This window comes from Streptomyces sp. FXJ1.172, from assembly GCF_001636945.3.
Taxonomy (GTDB): Bacteria; Actinomycetota; Actinomycetes; order Streptomycetales; family Streptomycetaceae; genus Streptomyces.
On the sequence record NZ_CP119133.2, the window covers coordinates 6,642,879 to 6,656,536 of the forward strand.

The 13,658-nt window shown below is 71.7% G+C and carries 11 protein-coding genes; 2 read left to right on the forward strand and 9 right to left on the reverse strand.

What is annotated here, in order from left to right; genetic code table 11:
* Positions 1–23 precede the first annotated feature (23 nt).
* The 8 genes from A6P39_RS29800 to A6P39_RS29835 all read right to left on the reverse strand — a co-directional run bounded on the left by A6P39_RS29800 (position 24) and on the right by A6P39_RS29835 (position 11,817).
* A complete protein-coding gene (locus A6P39_RS29800; RefSeq protein WP_067053157.1) occupies positions 24–872 on the reverse strand; it encodes a helix-turn-helix domain-containing protein in 849 nt (282 codons plus the stop codon).
* A 303-nt stretch (positions 873–1,175) separates the two neighbouring features.
* A complete protein-coding gene (locus A6P39_RS29805) occupies positions 1,176–1,694 on the reverse strand; it encodes a DUF4240 domain-containing protein (RefSeq protein WP_067053159.1) in 519 nt (172 codons plus the stop codon).
* Positions 1,695–1,846: 152 nt separating this feature from the next.
* Positions 1,847–2,833 (reverse strand): helix-turn-helix transcriptional regulator, encoded by a 987-nt coding sequence (locus A6P39_RS29810; protein ID WP_067053162.1) that lies wholly within the window; start codon positions 2,831–2,833, stop codon positions 1,847–1,849.
* 120 nt (positions 2,834–2,953) lie between these two features.
* Positions 2,954–5,656, reverse strand: coding sequence for a pyruvate dehydrogenase (acetyl-transferring), homodimeric type (aceE, locus tag A6P39_RS29815; protein ID WP_067053165.1), 2,703 nt, complete (start codon positions 5,654–5,656; stop codon positions 2,954–2,956).
* A 280-nt stretch (positions 5,657–5,936) separates the two neighbouring features.
* Entirely contained in the window at positions 5,937–6,560 is a 624-nt protein-coding gene (locus A6P39_RS29820; RefSeq protein ID WP_067053168.1) for a GntR family transcriptional regulator, read from the reverse strand.
* Between the two features lie 182 nt (positions 6,561–6,742).
* Positions 6,743–8,500, reverse strand: a complete 1,758-nt coding sequence (gene sucB / locus A6P39_RS29825; protein WP_275883922.1) for a 2-oxoglutarate dehydrogenase, E2 component, dihydrolipoamide succinyltransferase — start codon at positions 8,498–8,500, stop codon at positions 6,743–6,745.
* A 61-nt stretch (positions 8,501–8,561) separates the two neighbouring features.
* Entirely contained in the window at positions 8,562–9,950 is a 1,389-nt protein-coding gene (gene lpdA, locus A6P39_RS29830; protein ID WP_067038961.1) for a dihydrolipoyl dehydrogenase, read from the reverse strand.
* A gap of 313 nt (positions 9,951–10,263) precedes the next feature.
* Positions 10,264–11,817 carry a leucyl aminopeptidase gene (locus tag A6P39_RS29835; RefSeq protein WP_067038960.1) on the reverse strand — a complete coding sequence of 518 codons (1,554 nt, stop codon included), beginning with the start codon at positions 11,815–11,817 and terminating at the stop codon, positions 10,264–10,266.
* 305 nt (positions 11,818–12,122) lie between these two features.
* Here A6P39_RS29835 and A6P39_RS29840 point away from each other — a divergent pair, with 305 nt between their 5' ends.
* Both A6P39_RS29840 and A6P39_RS29845 read left to right on the forward strand, forming a co-directional pair.
* Positions 12,123–12,422, forward strand: a complete 300-nt coding sequence (locus A6P39_RS29840; protein ID WP_067038959.1) for a hypothetical protein — start codon at positions 12,123–12,125, stop codon at positions 12,420–12,422.
* Positions 12,419–13,069, forward strand: a complete 651-nt coding sequence (locus A6P39_RS29845) for a spherulation-specific family 4 protein (RefSeq protein WP_067038958.1) — start codon at positions 12,419–12,421, stop codon at positions 13,067–13,069. Before A6P39_RS29840 ends, A6P39_RS29845 begins: the two co-directional genes overlap by 4 nt.
* On the opposite strand, the gene A6P39_RS29850 is transcribed toward A6P39_RS29845, so the two are convergent.
* Positions 13,024–13,632 (reverse strand): RDD family protein, encoded by a 609-nt coding sequence (locus tag A6P39_RS29850; RefSeq protein WP_107304190.1) that lies wholly within the window; start codon positions 13,630–13,632, stop codon positions 13,024–13,026. The genes A6P39_RS29845 and A6P39_RS29850 overlap by 46 nt on opposite strands.
* Positions 13,633–13,658: the final 26 nt, after the last annotated feature.

Here is a 13,658-nt window from a genome sequence, read left to right on the forward strand (position 1 = left end):
TGTCTCCAGTCCGGTGGGAACTGCTAGGACGGGTACTGGCCCAGCACCTCGTCGATGAACGCGACCGCGTCGGCCCCGGAGACCGCTTCCTTGCGGGACTCCTCGAACCTCGCCAGGTACTCGTCGACCGCCTGCTGGTCGTCACGCGTGGTCAGCGCGCCGTTCGGGCCCTCCACGAACAGGACGTCGTCGCCGTCCCGGAAGGTCAGCGCGATCGAGCCGGTGCGCAGCACCGGGTGCGCGCCCCGGGTGAAGGGGACGACGCTCAGCTCCACGTGCGCAAGGGCGGCGTCGGACTTCAGCCGGGCGAGCTGCTCCCGCATCGCGGCCGCCCCGCCGACCCAGCGGCGCAGCGCCCCCTCGTCGAGCAGGAACCGCAGGCGCGGCCCGCCCGCCTGCCGCAGCAGCCGCCGCTGCCGCTCGGCCCGCAGCCGTACGATCGCGTCGGTCTGCTCGTCCGGCAGGTCGCACAACAGCGCGCGGGCGTATCCCTCGGTCTGGAGCAGGCCGGGGACGAGCGTCGGGTCGTAGGCGGACAGTTCGCTCGCCGCGCCCTCGAGCCCCAAGTACACCGCGAACTGAGGGCTCACCACGTCCCGGAAGGGATGCCACCACGGCGGCCGCCGGCTCTCCCGGGTGGCCTGCTCCAGGTCCCGGCGGACGGTCTCGTCCGTGACGCCGTAGAGATCGAGAAGGGCGCGCAGGTCGGTCACGGACACCCCGACGGAGCCGCCCTCGATCCGGATCACCTTGGAGGGCGACCAGGAGAGCCGTTCGGCCACCTCGGGCTGACTGAAGCGCGCGTCATTGCGGAAGGTGCGCAGCGCCAGACGCACCCTGCGCCGCTCCAGAGCCGGATCTTTCGATGTCATCTCCTCGCGGTCCCGATTCTTTGTCGAGGGTGACTTCGAGCCGCCACCTGGCAGATGGCCCGGTGGCAGTCTGCCAGGTGGCAACCTGCTCCGGGCGGCCTGCTACCTGGCTGCCCTGTGGAATGCGCTCAGCCTACCTCCGGCGCACACCGGACGTGGAACGCGCCCCGTGCGCGCGCTTTCTGACGGTGTGTCCCCTGGGGCGCGAGATACCGGGGTGACCGTTGAATCCCCAGCTCAGCGGGGATCGAGGAGCCTCGGCGGACCTCGAGCGAATGTTTTCGGTCGAATTCCGAGGAGGAATCAGCCCTTGAAACGATCCCAGAGTTTGGGATAAAGCTCCGCGAGGACAGCTTCGTTCTCGAAGTCGATCGAGGTGCCCTCCGGCTCGGCGGGCGCCGGGGCGATGCCGAGGTCGGGTGCGACGGTGCCGGTCAGCTGTTCGTAGGCCTCGTCGGCCGCGTAGCCCAGCTCCTCGCCGTCGCCGTCGATCTCCTCGTCGAACTCGCCCAGCAGCTCGGCCAGCGAGTCCGGGTCGTGCAGGGCGCCCTCGAAGACCTCCCGGCCCTGGCCGATCAGCCAGCACCGGAAGAAGTCGAACGCGTCGTCGCTGGCCCCGTCCAGCAGCACCCAGGCGGCGCCCCACAGGTCCCAGCGGTAGGCGCGGTTGTAGCGGGCCTCGAAGTGACGGGCGAAGTCCAGCACCAGGTCCGGGTCCCGCTGCAGCAGCCGGTCCACGAGCAGGTCGGCCTGCTCCTCGGGATCGCCCTCGGCGGCCTCGCGGCTGGTGTCGATCAGCTCCCAGAACTCCGTCTCGTCCATCACGCCACCAGCATCGGGCCTCGGCCGGTGCGACGCACGCGGACTGCGCCGGAGTACGGCGGATCGTTATCCGGCGGACCGCGTGCGGTGCCGGGGCGCACCGCGGGGTGCCGCCGCGGTCCACGGCGGCCCGTACGACCGCCGGGCCCGCGTCATCCGGCGCTCCCGCGGCCGTAGCGCGCGGCGAGCCGGGCCGCGTCCGCCGCGAACCGCTCCCGCAGGCCCTGCGGCGCCAGCACCTCGGCCTCCGCGCCGAGAGCCGTCAGCTGTGCGTACGCGACCTCCTCGGACTCGACCGGCAGCGTCACCGTCACCCAGCCCTCGCCGTCCGGCTCACCCGCGTCGCCGAGCGCCGCACGCGCGGCCGTCGGATCGACGGCGTACCGCAGCCGGCGTACACCCTCCGGGGACAGCCGTACGACGGCCTCGGCGCGCAGGATCGAGCGCGCGAACCGCTCGGCCTGCCCGGCCCAGTGGCCCGGCAGGTCGAAGTCCGCATCGCGGGTGAAGCGCTCCGCCTGCGGGTCCACGGCGTCGAACCGGTCGATCCGGTACGTCCGGAAGGCACCCCCATCGGCCACCCGCGCGCACAGGTACCAGACCCCCGCCTTCAGCACGAGCCCGTACGGCTCCAGCTCCCGCTCGACCGTGCCCTCCCCGCGCCGGTAGACCGCGCGGATCCGCCGGTCGTCCCACACCGCCTCGGCCACCGCCGGCAGCAGCGCGGGCGTCTCCGGCTCCCGGAACCAGGCCGGCGCGTCCAGGTGGAACCGCTGGGCCGCGCTGTCCGGGGCGTCCCGCAGCGAGGGCAGCAGCGCGGCCGACACCTTCAGCCGGGCGGCGTCGGCGGCGTCCTCCAGGCCCATCTCCCTGAGCGCCTCCGGTACCCCGCTCAGGAACAGCGCCTCCGCCTCGCTCCGGGCCAGCCCCGTCAGCCGCGTGCGGTACCCGCCGACCAGGCGGTACCCGCCGGCCCGCCCGCGGTTCGCGTACACCGGCACCCCCGCCTCCGACAGCGCCTGTGCGTCCCGCGTGACCGTCCGCTCCGAGACCTCCAGCTCCCGGGCCAGCTCGGCCGCGGTCATGGCGGGCCGGGACTGGAGGAGGAGCACCATCTTGATGAGACGAGCGGCGCGCATCTCTTCATCATGCCGGGGGCCACCGACAAAGCCGGGACGACGAAGAAGACGACGAAGACGACGAAGACGACGAAGAAGGGGTACGGCGAGTCGCCGTACCCCTTCCTGGCACCTCAGTGCTTACAGCCCGTACTTCTCCCGGGCCTCCTTGACCGCGGTGGCCTTGACGTCGCCGCGCCTGGCGAGCTGGGCCAGGGCCGCGACGACGATCGACTCGGCGTCGACGCCGAAGTGGCGGCGGGCGGCGTCGCGGGTGTCCGACAGGCCGAAGCCGTCGGCGCCCAGCGAGGACCAGTCCTGCTCGACCCACTGCGCGATCTGGTCCGGGACCTGGCGCATGTAGTCGGAGACCGCGAGCACCGGGCCCTCGGCACCCTGCAGCGCCTGGCGGACGAACGGCACGCGCTCCTCGCCGCGCAGCAGGGCCGCGTCGGCGTCCATCGCGTCGCGGCGCAGCTCGGTCCAGGAGGTCGCGGACCACACGTCGGCGGCCACGCCCCACTCCTCGGCGAGCAGCTTCTGCGCCTCGAGGGCCCAGTGGATCGCCGTACCGGAGCCCAGCAGCTGGATGCGCGCGGCGTTGGCGGCCGGGGACAGGCCCGCGGACTCGGCGGTGTTGAAGCGGTACAGACCCTTGACGATGCCCTCGTCGATGCCGAGGCCCTGCGGCTTCGCGGGCTGCGGCAGCGGCTCGTTGTAGACCGTCAGGTAGTAGAAGACGTTCTGGTCCTCGCCCGGCTTGGCCTCGCCGTACATCCGGCGCAGACCCTCACGGACGATCACCGCGATCTCGTAGGCGAACGCCGGGTCGTACGTCAGCGACGCCGGGTTGGTGGCCGCGATCACCGGGGAGTGGCCGTCGGCGTGCTGGAGGCCCTCACCGGTGAGGGTCGTACGGCCCGCCGTCGCGCCGACGAGGAAGCCGCGGCCGAGCTGGTCGCCGAGCTGCCACATCTGGTCGGCGGTGCGCTGCCAGCCGAACATCGAATAGAAGATGTAGAAGGGGATCATCGCCTCGCCGTGCGTCGCGTACGACGACGAAGCGGCGATGAAGTCGGCCATCGAACCGGCCTCGGTGATCCCCTCGTTGAGGATCTGGCCGTTCTTGGCCTCCTTGTAGTACATCAGCTGGTCGCGGTCGACCGGCTCGTACGTCTGGCCCTTGGGCGAGTAGATGCCGAGGGACGGGAAGAGGCTCTCCATACCGAAGGTGCGCGCCTCGTCCGGGACGATCGGCACCCAGCGCTTGCCCGTCTCCTTGTCGCGGACCAGGTCCTTGACCAGGCGGACGAAGGCCATCGTCGTCGCCACGTTCTGCGAGCCGGAGCCCTTGTCGAAGGAGGCGAAGGCCTTCTCGGCGGGAGCGGGGAGCGGGGCGAGGGCGTGCGTACGGCGGGCGGGGGCCGGGCCGCCGAGGGCCGCGCGGCGCTCCTGGAGGTAGCGGACCTCGGGGGAGTCGGCGCCCGGGTGGCCGTAGGGGACCACGCCGTCGGTGAAGTCGCTGTCCTTGATCGGCAGCTCGAGCAGGTCGCGCATCGTCTTGAACTCGTCCACCGAGAGCTTCTTCATCTGGTGGTTGGCGTTCTTCGACGCGAAGCCGTCGCCGAGGGTGTGGCCCTTGACCGTCTGGGCCAGGATCACGGTCGGCGCGCCCTTGTGCTCGACGGCGGCCTTGTACGCGGCGTAGACCTTGCGGGCCTCGTGACCGCCGCGCGAGAGGTGGAAGCACTCGAGGATCTTGTCGTCGCTCAGCAGCTTCGCCATCTCGGCGAGCGCCGGGTCCTTGCCGAAGAAGTCGGCGCGGATGTAGGCGGCGTCGCGGGTCTGGTACGTCTGGACCTGCGCGTCCGGTACCTCGCGCAGCCGGCGTACCAGCGCGCCCGTGGTGTCGAGGGCGAACAGCTCGTCCCAGGCCGAGCCCCACAGCGTCTTGACGACGTTCCAGCCGGCGCCGCGGAACTGGGCCTCCAGCTCCTGCACGATCTTGAAGTTGGCGCGGACCGGGCCGTCGAGGCGCTGCAGGTTGCAGTTGATGACGAAGGTCAGGTTGTCGAGGCCCTCGCGGGAGGCGAGCGCGAGTGCGGCCGTCGACTCCGGCTCGTCCATCTCGCCGTCGCCGAGGAACGCCCACACGTGTGAGGCGGAGACGTCCTTGATGCCGCGGTTGGTCAGGTAGCGGTTGAAGCGCGCCTGGTAGATCGCGGAGAGCGGGCCGAGGCCCATCGACACCGTCGGGAACTCCCACAGCCAGGGCAGCCGGCGTGGGTGCGGGTACGACGGCAGACCGTTGCCGCCGGCCTCCTGGCGGAAGTTGTCGAGGTGCGCCTCGGTCAGGCGGCCGTCGAGGAAGGCACGGGCGTAGATACCGGGGGAGGCGTGGCCCTGGATGTACAGCTGGTCGCCGGAACCGTCGCCCTCCTTGCCCTTGAAGAAGTGGTTGAAGCCGGTCTCGTACAGCCAGGCCGCCGACGCGAAGGTGGCGATGTGGCCGCCGACGCCGTGCTTGGCGCCACGGGTCACCATCGCGGCCGCGTTCCAGCGGTTCCAGGCCGTGATCCGGGCCTCCATCTCCGGGTCACCGGGCAGGGCCGGCTCGGCGGAGGTGGGGATGGAGTTGACGTAGTCCGTCTCGAGGAGCTTCGGCAGCGCGATGCCGCCCGCCTCGGCGCGCTCCAGCGTGCGACGCATCAGGTACGCGGCGCGGTGCGGCCCGGCCTCCCTGGTGACGGCGTCGAGGGAGGCCTGCCATTCGGCGGTCTCCTCCGGGTCACGGTCGGGGAGCTGGTCGAGCGCGCTCGGCTGGATGGCGTTGGGGTCGGTCATGTCGCCGCCTTCCTCAGTCGAAGGGGGTTCCCTCATCGGTAAGGGTTCGGGGGTGCCCTAGGTCTTTGGCAGGACAGGGCTGGAACTTCGGTGGAAGTCCGTCGGCGACTGTAACTCCCTGATCGATGATCGATCAAAGGGTTGACGGGCAAAACCTCTCGATTACGAGAAAGTCGGCACGCGGTGCCTCCGATTGGGGCACCGAGTGTCGGTTCTGAGGCACGTTTTCGCAGGTCGAGCCACGTTTGAGCGTGACTCTACTCACCGGTGCCACAGTCGGCTAAGGACGCGGCGCGCAGCCGAGGACGTGGGCCTTCACCAGCTCCGCGATCCGCGGATCCCGGCGCTTGAAGGCCTGCACCAGCTCCTCGTGCTCCTCGGCGTACGACTGCTGGACCGTGCCCAGCCAGCGGATGGACAGCGCCGTGAAGACCTCGATGCCGAGCCCTTCCCAGGTGTGCAGGAGCACAGAGTTGTGCGCGGCGCGCACGAGTTCGCGGTGGAAGCCGACCGTGTGGCGGACCTGGGCCGTGCCGTCGGCCTCGCGGTCGGCCTCGTACAGGGCCAGGACGTGCGGCTCCAGGGCCGAGCAGTCCTCGGCGAGGCGGTCGGCCGCCAGCTCCGCCGCGATGGCCTCGAGACCGGCCCGGACCGGGTAGCTCTCCTCCAGGTCGGCCGCGGTCAGGCTGCGCACCCTGACGCCCTTGTTCGGCGCGGACTCGATCAGGCGCAGCGACTCCAGCTCGCGCAGGGCCTCACGGACCGGGGTCTGGCTGACCTCCAGCTCGGTGGCGATCCGCCGCTCCACGATCCGCTCACCCGGCTGCCAGCGCCCGCTGACGATTCCCTCCACGATGTGCTCGCGGATCTGTTCGCGCAGCGAGTGGACGACGGGCGCGGTCATTTGGGCTCCTTAGGGAGGGCTGACGTTTAGACAATACGGCGGGTTCGCTCCGCGGGTAGGGCGTGCGGGGGTGCTTTTGCGCAGGTGAGACGAGGCTTACACGCAACGTGTGCCCACAAACACGAACACCCCGCCCGGAAGACTCCGGACGGGGTGCCGTACTGGCAGACGGCTCAGCGGGCTCAGAGGCCCAGCTCGACCTCGAACTCGCCCGCCTCCAGGATCGCCTTGACCGCCGTCAGGTAACGGGCCGCGTCGGCGCCGTCGACCAGGCGGTGGTCGTAGGAGAGGGTCAGGTAGGTCATGTCGCGGACGCCGATGACCGTGCCCTCCTCGGTCTCGATGACGGCCGGACGCTTGACCGTGGCACCGATGCCGAGGATCGCGACCTGGCCCGGCGGCACGATGATCGTGTCGAACAGGGCGCCGCGCGAACCGGTGTTGGAGATGGTGAAGGTCGCGCCGGACAGCTCGTCCGGGGTGATCTTGTTGGCGCGGACCTTGCCGGCCAGCTCCGCCGTGGCCTTGGCGATGCCCGCGATGTTGAGGTCGCCGGCGTGCTTGATGACCGGGGTCATCAGGCCCTTCTCGGAGTCCACCGCGATACCGATGCTCTCGGTGTCGAAGTAGGTGATCGTGCCCTCGGCCTCGTTGATCTTGGCGTTGATGACCGGGTGGGCCTTCAGCGCCTGGGCCGCCGCCTTGACGAAGAACGGCATCGGGGAGAGCTTGACGCCCTCGCGTGCGGCGAAGGAGTCCTTGGCCTGGGCGCGCAGCCGCATCAGGCGCGTGACGTCGACCTCGACGACCGACGACAGCTGGGCCTGCTCGTGCAGCGCCTTGACCATGTTGTCGCCGATGACCTTGCGGATGCGGGGCATCTTGACGGTCTGGCCGCGCAGCGGGGAGACCTCCAGCGCCGGGGCCTTCTTGGCGGCGGCGGCAGCCGGGGCGGCGGCCGGGGCCGGAGCGGCGGCGGCGGCCTTCGCGGCCTCGGCGGCGGCGATGACGTCCTGCTTGCGGATGCGGCCGCCGACGCCGGTGCCCTTGACGGTGGCCAGGTCGACGCCGTTCTCGGCGGCGAGCTTGCGCACCAGCGGGGTGACGTACGCGCCCTCGTCCGTCGCCTGGGCGGCGGACGGAGCGGCGGCGGGGGCCGGGGTGACCGGGGCCGGGGCGGCGCGCCGGGGCGGCGGCGACCGGAGCGGGCGCCGGAGCCGGAGCGGCGGGCGCCGGGGCCGGAGCCGGAGCCGGGGCGGCAGGTGCGGCCGGGGCAGCGGCGGCGGGGCGGGGGCCGGAGCGGCCGGGGCCGGCGCGGCACCCGGGGCGCCGATGACGGCGAGCTTGGCGCCGACCTCGGCGGTCTCGTCCTCGTTCACCACGATCTCGAGCAGCACGCCGGAGGCGGGCGCCGGGATCTCGGTGTCGACCTTGTCGGTGGAGACCTCGAGCAGCGGCTCGTCGGCCTCGACGGAGTCACCGACCGACTTCAGCCAGCGGGTGACGGTGCCCTCGGTGACGGACTCACCGAGCGCGGGCAGGACCACGTCCGTGCCCGTCGCGCCACCGGCCGGGGCGGCCGGAGCAGCGGCGGCAGCGGGGGCCGGAGCCGCGGGGGCCTCGGCGACCGCGGTAAGGCGGGCTCGGCGGCGCGCCGGGGCCTCGGCAGCGGCGGGGGCCGGAGCGGCCGCGGGGGCGCCGGAGCCGTCGTCGATGACGGCCAGCTCGGCGCCGACCTCGACGGTCTCGTCCTCGGCGACCTTGATGGAGGCCAGCACGCCGGAGGCGGGCGAGGGGATCTCGGTGTCGACCTTGTCGGTCGAGACCTCGAGCAGCGGCTCGTCGGCCTCGACGCGCTCGCCCTCGGCCTTCAGCCAGCGGGTGACAGTGCCCTCGGTGACGCTCTCACCGAGCGCCGGAAGGGTTACGGAAACCGCCATGGTTTCGGTTGCTCCTTACGAATTGCGGAAGTCTGTGTCGTCGCGCCCGTTGACCGAAGGCTCAGTCGTGGGAGTGCAGCGGCTTGCCGGCCAGCGCCAGGTGGGCCTCGCCGAGCGCCTCGTTCTGCGTCGGGTGGGCGTGGATGAGCTGGGCCACCTCGGCCGGCAGCGCCTCCCAGTTGTAGATCAGCTGGGCCTCGCCGACCTGCTCGCCCATGCGGTCGCCGACCATGTGGACGCCGACCACGGCACCGTCCTTGACCTGGACGAGCTTGATCTCGCCCGCGGTCTTCAGGATCTTGCTCTTGCCGTTGCCCGCCAGGTTGTACTTGAGAGCGACGACCTTGTCCGCGCCGTAGATCTCCTTGGCCTTGGCCTCGGAGATACCGACGGAGGCGACCTCCGGGTGGCAGTACGTCACCCGCGGGACACCGTCGTAGTCGATCGGAACGACCTTCAGACCGGCCAGACGCTCCGCCACCAGGATGCCCTCGGCGAAGCCGACGTGCGCGAGCTGGAGCGTCGGGACGAGGTCACCGACCGCGGAGATGGTCGGGACGTTGGTCCGCATGTACTCGTCGACGAGGACGTAGCCGCGGTCCATGGCGACCCCGGCCTCCTCGTAGCCCAGGCCCTGCGAGACCGGGCCGCGGCCGACGGCGACGAGGAGGACCTCGGCCTCGAACTCCTTGCCGTCCGCCAGGGTGACCTTCACGCCGTCCTGGGTGTACTCGGCCTTCTGGAAGAAGGTGCCGAGGTTGAACTTGATGCCGCGCTTGCGGAACGCGCGCTCAAGAAGCTTCGAAGAGTTCTCGTCCTCGACCGGGACGAGGTGCTTGAGGCCCTCGATGACCGTGACGTCCGAGCCGAAGGACTTCCACGCCGAGGCGAACTCGACGCCGATGACACCGCCGCCCAGGATGATCGCGGACTTCGGCACGCGGTCCAGGACGAGGGCGTGGTCGGAGGAGATGATCCGGTTGCCGTCGATCTCCAGGCCCGGCAGCGACTTCGGCACGGAGCCGGTCGCCAGCAGGACGTGGCGGCCCTGGATCCGCTGCCCGTTCACGTCGACGGAGGTGGGGGAGGACAGCCGGCCCTCACCCTCGATGTACGTCACCTTCCGGGACGCGATGAGACCCTGCAGACCCTTGTACAGGCCCGAGATCACGTCGTCCTTGTACTTGTGGACGGCCGGGACGTCGATGCCCTCGAAGGTGGCCTTGACGCCGAACTGCTCGCTCTCGCGGGCCTGGTCGGCGATCTCGCCCGCGTGGAGCAGGGCCTTGGTGGGGATGCAACCCCGGTGCAGGCAGGTGCCGCCGACCTTGTCCTTCTCGATCAGGGCGACGTCCAGACCCAGCTGCGCCCCGCGCAGGGCCGCGGCGTAACCACCGCTACCACCGCCGAGGATCACTAGGTCGAAAACGGTGCTGGCGTCGTTCGCCACGTCACGTCCTCCATGCATGTGCGCCGTACGCCGGTCTCCGATGACCGGCAGGCGGCTGGTGTCCGGCCGCTTGATGCTTCGGCCCTTCGGTGGGGGCCCTGTCCTGCCGGGCTCCATCTTTGCACTTGTCGGACGGGACCGAGACGCCGGGCCGGTGTGTGAGACGTCCCACGTTCACCGGAAACGAACGGGGCGTGAGCGCCGGCACAGGGGCGCGGGGGTGTTTGACGGGCGGCTCCGCGACGCGGGCGCGACCGGCCCCCGCGCCGCGAAGCCGCCGTACGACGGCGTCAACTGTGCCGGTGGGTGAACGTCAGCCCAGGTCGCCGGAGGCGGTCAGCTCCGCCAGCCGGACCAGCGTCCGTACAGCGGAACCCGTGCCTCCCTTGGGCGTGTAACCGAACGGGCCGCCCTCGTTGAAGGCCGGGCCGGCGATGTCCAGGTGCCCCCAGGTGATCCCCTCGCCCACGAACTCGCGCAGGAAGAGACCGGCGACGAGTCCGCCACCCATCCGCTCGCCCATGTTCGCGATGTCGGCCACGGTCGAGTCCATGCCCTTGCGCAGGTGCTCGGGCAGCGGCATCGGCCAGGCCGGCTCGCCGACCTCCTCCGCCGCCTCGTGCAGCGTGGAGCGGAACGCGTCGTCGTTGGCCATGACACCGAAGGTCCGGCTGCCGAGCGCCAGCATCATCGCGCCGGTGAGCGTCGCGACGTCCACGATCGCGTCCGGGCTCTCCTGCGAGGCCGCCCACAGCGCGTCGGCGAGCACCAGCCGGCCCTCGGCGTCGGTGTTGAGCACCTCCACGGTCTTGCCGCTGTACATGCGCAGCACGTCACCCGGGCGCACGGCGGAGCCGGAGGGCATGTTTTCGGCCAGCGCCAGCCAGCCGGTGACGTTGACCTCGAGGCCGAGGCGCGCGGCGGAGACGACGGCGGCGAACACCGCGGCGGCACCGCTCATGTCGCACTTCATCGTCTCGTTGTGACCGGCCGGCTTCAGCGAGATGCCGCCCGAGTCGTAGGTGATGCCCTTGCCGACGAAGGCCAGGTGCTTGTCCGCCTTCGGGTGCTTGTACGACAGCTTCACCAGGCGCGGGGTCGCGGCCGAGCCGCCGCCGACCGCGAGGATGCCGCCGTAGCCGCCCTTGACCAGGGCCTTGTCGTCGAGCACCTGCACCTTGATGCCGTGCTCCTTGGCCGCGGCCTGCGCGATGCCCGCGAAGGCGGCCGGGGTCAGGTCGTTCGGCGGGGTGTTGACCAGGTCACGGGCGCGGTTCAGCTCCTCGCAGACCGCGACGGCACGGGCGACGGCACCCTTGTGGGCGGCGTCGCGCGGCTTGCCGCCGAGCAGCGCGGCCTCGGCCAGCGGCGCCTTGCCGTTCCTGGCCTTGGCGAGGCCGTTCGCGGCCTCCTTGTAGACGTCGAAGGCGTACGCGCCGAGCAGCACGCCCTCGGCGATCGCGCCGACGGCGCCCGGGCCGTCCACGGGCAGCGCGAACGCGGCCTTCTTGCACCCGGCGAGCGCCCGGGCGGCCACACCGGCCGCCCTGCGCAGCGCCTCGGCGTCGAAGCCGCCGTCGCCGTCCTCGGCGTTCTTCGTGCCCTTGGCGGGCTCCGCGCCCAGGCCCACCGCCACCACGAGCGGGGCCTTGAAGCCCGCCGGAGCGGGCAGCTTCGTCAGCTCGCCCTCGGCACCCGAGGCGCCGAGGGTCTCCAGGACGCCGGCCAGCTTGCCGTCGTACGCCTTGTCCACGGCCTCGGCGCCAGGCGCTACTACGGGGCCCTTGGTGCCCTTGGCGACACCGATCACGATCGCGTCGGCCCGGAGGCCGGGCGCCGCGGCGGTGCTGAGAGTCAGAGCAGTCACGGTGGTGAGATCTCGCTTCCGATGTGAAATTGCTGTGGCCGATACGGGGTGGGTCGACCGGGCCCGAGAGCCGACCCTAGGCCCAGGTCTTCGGACCGGTGGCAACCGGGGCCTTCACCCTGTCGGCGAACACCCGGGACGAGACTACGCGCGTGCGGGCGTTCGCTCATTCCTGCGGGTGTTCACCTGTCCGTGGCGTCATGGTCACTTCCCACCCCCGGGTGCGGGCGGGCTGAGCCACACTCGTCGGGTTCCGGCGGGCCGTGGGGCCCGCCGACGGAGGACCTCTGGGGGAGGAACCCGTCATGGCGCACCGCGCGCACCGCTGGAGAACGGCCGACGACGGCGTGGCGCCGGTCGCCGCGATCACCGCCCAGGTGAAGAGCGAGGGCGTCCCGTACACCACCGTGAAACCGGCCGACTCCGCGCGCCCCGCCATCACCCCCGCCTTCCTCGCCGGCACGGCCGAGCAGACGGCCCTGGAGATGTACGAGAGGACGTACGGGATCCCCCAACCGGACGCGTACACCTGGGCGCATCCCGGCCTGCCCGCACATCCCCGGCTGGTGTGGGCCCTGTTGGGAAAGGCGACCGTCCACCGATGAACACGCTGCTGGTCCCGTACTACGAGCACCCGTCCGTCCGCCCCGCCGAGTGGGCGGCGATCCTCGCGGCGGCGCCCCGCGTGTACGGCGTCGTCCTCAACCCCGCGAGCGGCCCCGGCGAGCGCCCCGACGCGGTCTTCGCCGGGACCGCCGGCCGGCTGCGCGCGGCGGGCGTGACCCTCCTCGGCTACGTCGACACCGGCTATGCCCGCAGGCCGTACGGGAATGTCGTGAGCGACCTGACCCGGCACCGCGCCTGGTACGGCACACAGGGCGTTTTCCTGGACCAAGTGAGCGCCGGAATCGAGGAGTTGGGGTGGTACGAACGGCTGGCGACCGTCGCCCGCGCGCTCGGCTGCGGCCCGCTCGTGCTGAACCACGGCACGGCCCCGCATCCCGCGTACGCGGCGCTCGCCGACGTCCTCGTCACCTTCGAGGGCCCCTGGACGGCGTACCGCCGCACCCCGCCGCACCCCCGTGCCTACCCGTCAGGTGTGCTCCAGGCCCACCTGGTGTACGGCGTTCCGCCCGGCGCGGACGTGGCCGGTGCGGCCCGGGAGCGGGGCGCCGCCGTGCACTGCGCGGTGCCCGGCGCGGGCGCTCACCCCTGGGGCACGCTGCCCGTCGGCGTGGCCCCGGCCCGCTGAAGCGCGCCCTCGACACAGGTGCCGGCCAGCCGGTCGGCGAGGGAGCGGCGGCCGGGGAAGAACACCGGCAGTGCGTTGACCAGGAACAGCATCATCGCGACCGCCCACACCAGCAGCGACGCGAGGAAGTGCCCCTCGACCAGCAGCACACAGGCCAGCGCGTACACCGCGACGTCGGCGGCGGTCGTGACGGCGGCCCGGCGCAGGGTGTGCCGGGACAGCCGGGGCGTGACCCGCAGGCCGAGCAGGCCCTTGCCGAGGGTGCGGCCTAGCAGCGCCAGACACGCCCACTGGTAGAGGAACGTGGCGATCACGAGCGCCCCGAAGGCCTCTTCCACGTCCAGCACCACCGAGTTCCACAGGGACAGCCCGAGGTGCTCGGAGGCGTCCACGACGTCACCGCGCGAGGTCAGCAGGTCGAGACCGCCCTTCGTGGCCAGCGACGGTATGTCGGTGACGAGGGCGGTGATGCGGTGGAAGGTCAGCACCGCCAGCAGTGCGGCCGCGCCGATGACCAGCGCGAAGTCTATGAACCAGGCCGTGATCCGGCGCAGCGTCAACACGGAGTCCCCCGATCACTCTTGTCCGT